This is a genomic window from Streptomyces reniochalinae (assembly GCF_003323735.1).
Classification (GTDB): domain Bacteria; phylum Actinomycetota; class Actinomycetes; order Streptomycetales; family Streptomycetaceae; genus Streptomyces; species Streptomyces reniochalinae.
The window spans coordinates 1-5190 of the sequence record NZ_QOIM01000065.1; the positions used below are offsets into that span (position 1 = coordinate 1).

Genomic DNA, 5190 nt, shown 5'->3' on the forward strand with positions numbered 1-5190 from the left:
CCTCCCCACCTACCCCTTCACCCACCACACCTACTGGCTCCAACAACCCACCCCCACCAACACCACCAACCTCGGACTCAACCCCACACACCACCGCTTCCTCAGTGCTGCGATCGACGCGCCGGATGAGCGAGCGATGTTCTTTTCCGGTTGCCTGGTCCTGGACGACCATCCCTGGCTCAGGGAGTACGCGATCGAGGACTCGGTCGTCCTGCCTGCGACCGCCTTCGTCGAGCTCGCTCTGCACGCCGGCCGGGAAGTGGGGCTGAGCGTCCTGGACGAGATGGAGTTCGGCGCTCCTCTGGTGATGTCGGAGGACGCGTCCGTGCAACTGCGTGTGGGGGTCAGGCAGCAGGAGGTGCCCGGGCGGTACCGCTTCACCGTGCACACGCGTCCCAGTACGGACGGGACCGAGAGCCCCTCCGACGGGGAGTGGGTGCTGCACGCGTCCGGTGTGTTGTTGTCCGGCGACGTTTCCGGCACGGCGCGCCCCGTGCCGTTCAACGGCGAGTTGCCCGCGTCCGGAGTGGTGCCGGTCGATGTGGGCGAGCTCTATGAGGAGCTGGTGCGGGCCGGTTTCAGTCACGGCCCGTCCTTCCAGGGGGTACGCGAGGTCTGGCGGCACGGTGAGGACGTGTACGCCGACGTCGATCTGCCCGAGGACGTCACCGGTGCCGGGTTCGCGCTTCATCCGGCGCTGCTCGACAGCGTGCTGCATCCGCTGTTGGTCGAGGCGGTGCGGGCGGAGGGCGGCGACGAGTGCGTTCTCGTGCCGGAGGCGCTGTCCGGTCTGGCCCTCCACGCGACGGGGGCTTCCGCGGTACGTGCCCGGCTGCGGGTGACGGGCCCCCGTACGGCGTCGGTCTCGGTCGTGGACGCCGAAGGCGGCCCGGTCGCCGACGTCGACCAGCTGCGCTGGCGACCGCTGCGCCGCGGTGAACTGCGGGACTCGGTGCGCCGAGATGCTCTGTTCCACGTGGAGTGGCACCGTGTCCACTCGTCCGCGGCGCGTCAGGGCGACTGGGTGGTGCTGGGTGACAGCCCTCTCCTCAAGACGAGCGAACCCGCGGCGTCGTACGGGTCACTCGACGAGCTGCGAGCGGCGGTCGACACCGGCACTCCGGTGCCGTCGTGCGTACTCGTGGCGTGCGACGGCAGCGGCGGCGAGGACTCCGACGCGGCCCGCGGGGCACGCGTCGTCACACGGGAGACGCTGGGCCTGCTGCAAGACTGGCTGACGGACGACCGGTTCACCGCGTCGCGACTCGTCGTCGTGACCCGGGGCGGTGTGGCGCACACGGCGCAGGACGACGTGACCGACCTGGGCGGTGCCGCGGTATGGGGGTTGCTGCGCTCCGCGCAGAGTGAGGAGCCCGACCGGTTCCTGCTCGTCGACCTCGACGAGTCCGAGACCTCCGCCACGGCCCTTTCCACGGCACTGGCGGTGGGTGAGCCGCAGCTGGCGCTGCGCGGGGGCGAGTTGTTCGCGCCTCGGCTGGCGCGCACGTCCGCCGCGGTTGCCGGCCCTGAGGCGCCGCAGCCGCCCCTCGACCCGGACGGCACCGTTCTCATCAGCGGCGGCACCGGAGAGCTCGGCGGGGCGGTCGCCCGGCACTTGGTGCGCGAGCACGGGGCGCGACATCTCCTCCTCCTCAGCCGGCGCGGCCTCACCGACGCGACCTCGGTGGTGAGGGACGAGCTGACGGCCCTCGGCGCGCAGGTCACCGTCGAGGCGTGCGACACGAGCGACGAGGCTGCGCTCGCGGACGTGCTGAAGCGCGTTCCGGACGAGCATCCACTGACGATGGTCGTCCACGCGGCCGGGGTCCTCGACGACGCGACACTGCTCAGCCTGACGCCGCAGAGCGTCGAGACCGTCATGCGTGCGAAGGCCGACAGCGCCTGGAAGCTGCACCGGGCGACCGAAGAGGCGGACCTCTCGTCCTTCGTGATGTTCTCGTCCCTCGCGGGCACCCTCGGCAACGCAGGGCAGGCCAACTACGCGGCGGCGAACGCGTTCTTGGACGCCCTGGCCCACCACCGCCGCGCGAGGGGTCTGCCCGCGGTCTCCCTCGGCTGGGGGCTGTGGGAGCAACAGAGCGGGATGGCCGCGGAGCTCGGGGTTCCGGGTGAGGAGCGCCTTGCCCGCGTCGGCGTCGAGCCGCTTCCCGCCGAGCTGGGGCTCGCCCTGTTCGACGCGGCTGTGGGCGGCGACGTCCGCCCCGCCCTGGTACCGGCCGACTTGAACATGACGACTCTGCGCGCGCACGCGATGGCGGGTGCTCTGCCCCGGATGCTCGGGGACCTGGTACGAGTGCCGGCACGCCGGGGCGGCGTCGGTGAACCGGACCTGGCGGGACGCCTGGCCGCGCTTCCCGAGTCCGAGCGGGACGCTCTCGTGCTGGAGCTGGTACGGGGCGAGGTCGCCTCGGTGCTCAGGTATCCGTCAGACCGGGCGGTCGCCGCGGACCGGGCCTTCCGCGACCTGGGGTTCGACTCGCTCACGGCCGTCGAACTGCGCAACAGACTGCACGCCGCGACGGGCGTACGGGTGCCCACGACGGTCGTCTTCGACCACCCCACGCCCCACGCCCTCGCCCGCTACCTGCGCGGCGCGGTGCTCCCCGACGAGACCACCGCGCCGACGCCCGGCCTGGCCGAGCTGGAGGCGCTGGAGGCGGTGTTGCGGGAACGTCCGCCGTCCGGCGGGTCACACGACAAGCTCACCAAGCGGCTCCAGGCCCTGCTGTGGCAGCTCGGTGACTCCGCCCCGCTGCGCGGCGGCGAGCCCGAAGAGGACGTTCTCACCGCGACGGCGAGCGACGAAGAGCTCTTCAAGACGCTCGACGACGAGTTGGGACGTTTCTGAGGTGACGACGCCTGATGACATCCGGACCCAGGGGGAGGCGGCACGGTGAGTGACGACAAACTGCGAGAGTACCTCCGGCGCGCCACCACTGATCTGCGCCGGGCCCACCGCCGTCTGCGGGACGTCGAGGAGAGGGCGCACGAGCCGATCGCGATCGTCTCCATGGGCTGCCGCTTCCCGGGTGGTGTCGAGTCCGCTGAAGGCTTCTGGACGTTGCTGCGAGAAGGCCGGGACGCGGTCTCGGAGTTCCCCGCCGCACGCGGCTGGGACATCGACAGGCTGTACGACGCCGACCCCGACCGGCTCGGACACACCTACACCCGCAACGGCTCGTTCATCGAGGGCGCCGGCGGTTTCGACGCGGAGTTCTTCGGTATCAGCCCGCGCGAGGCGTTGGCGATGGACCCGCAGCAGCGGCTGCTGCTGGAGACGGCCTGGCACGCCGTCGAACTGAGCGGCGTCCTCCCGGCCACCCTGCGGGGCAGCAACACGGGAGTCTTCGTCGGAACCAACGGCCAGGACTACACACGAACCCTGTCCGGCGTCCTGGAAAGCGTCGAAGGCCACCTCGCCACGGGCACCTCGGCGAGCACCGTCTCCGGGCGGATCTCCTACACCTTCGGGTTCGAGGGCCCGGCGGTCACGATCGACACGGCGTGCTCGTCGTCGCTGACCGCCATGCACCTGGCCGCGCACGCACTGCGCAACGGCGAGTGCGAGCTCGCCCTGGCGGGCGGCGTCACGGTGATGTCCACACCCGCACCGTTCGTGGAGTTCAGCCGCCAGCGCGGACTGTCTCCGGACGGGCGCTGCCGCGCCTTCGCCGCCTCGGCGGACGGCACCGCGTGGGGCGAGGGCGTGGGACTGCTGGTACTTGAGCGACTGTCGGACGCCCAGCGCAACGGCCACCCGGTACTGGCCGTCATCCGGGGCAGCGCGGTCAACCAGGACGGCGCGAGCAACGGTCTGACGGCTCCGAATGGTCCGTCGCAGGAGCGGGTGATTCGTGCGGCGCTGGCGAACGCGCGGCTGAGCGAGGCCGATGTCGATGTGGTGGAGGCGCACGGTACGGGCACCACGTTGGGTGATCCGATCGAGGCGCAGGCGCTGTTGGCGACGTATGGGCAGGACCGGCCCGACGATCGGCCGTTGTGGTTGGGGTCGGTGAAGTCGAACATCGGTCATACGCAGGCTGCTGCGGGTGTGGCGGGTGTGATCAAGATGGTCGAGGCGATGCGGCACGGTCTGCTGCCGCGCACACTGCACGTGGACGAGCCCACCCCGCACGTCGACTGGTCGACGGGCGCGGTGCGACTGCTGACCGAGACGACCGCGTGGCCGGAGACCGGGCGTCCGCGGCGGGCTGCGGTCTCCTCGTTCGGGATCAGCGGGACGAATGCCCATCTGATTCTCGAAGCTTGGCCTGTCACGGACGTTGCAGCTGAGGATGCCTCCGCGTCTGCGGAGCCCGCAGGGCGGGTGGCGTTCACGCTGTCGGCGAAGTCGCAGGTGGCATTGCGGGCCCAGGCGGCCCGGCTGGAGGAGCATCTGCGCACTCGTCCCGACCTGGGGGCGTGGGCTGTTGCGGGGGCGTTGACCACCACACGTACGGTCTTCGACCACCGCGCGGTCGTCACCGGGACGGACCGTGACGAGCTGATCGAGGGCCTACGCGCCCTGGCCCAGGACGAGACGCGCCCCGGTGTGGTGTGCCCGGGTCAGGCTGCCGACGCCTCCGGGCGGACGGCGTTCCTGTTCTCGGGGCAGGGTTCGCAGCGCGCGGGGGCCGGCGCCGGGCTGTATGCCGCTGAGCCGGTGTTCAAGGCGGCGGTCGATGAAGCCTGCCAACACCTCGACCCCCTGTTGGGCCGGTCGCTGGTGGAGGTCATGTGCGCCGAGCCGGGCAGTGAGGCGGCCAGGCTGCTGGACCACACCTACTACACCCAGCCCGCACTGTTCGCCCTCCACCTGGGCCTGCACCGCCTCCTGGAACACCACGGCCTCAAGCCCGACGTTCTGGCGGGGCACTCGGTGGGGGAGATCAGCGCTGCCCACTGCGCGGGAGTCTTCTCCCTCGCGGATGCCGCACGCCTGATCGTCAAGCGAGCAGAGCTGATGGGGCAGCTGCCTCCCGGCGCGATGGCCAGCATCCAAGCCACCGCAGACGAACTCACCCCCCACCTCAGTGATCAGGTGTGTGTCGCGGCCTACAACACACCCCGCCACACCGTCATCTCCGGCGATCCGGACGCTGTCGCGGCCATCGTGGAGGCGTTCACGGCTCAGGGGCGGAGGGTGAAGACACTCGCGACCGAGCATGG

The 5190-nt window shown here is 71.1% G+C and carries 1 protein-coding gene and 1 pseudogene; both read left to right on the top strand.

Translation table 11 applies throughout. The annotated features are described in order from the left end of the window. Positions 1–2869 (top strand): type I polyketide synthase (locus DQ392_RS33900; protein WP_114019541.1); only part of this gene is annotated, 2869 nt, incomplete at its 5' end. 60 nt (positions 2870–2929) lie between these two features. Then, positions 2930–5190 (top strand): annotated as a pseudogene (locus DQ392_RS33905) (type I polyketide synthase); the annotation flags it as partial.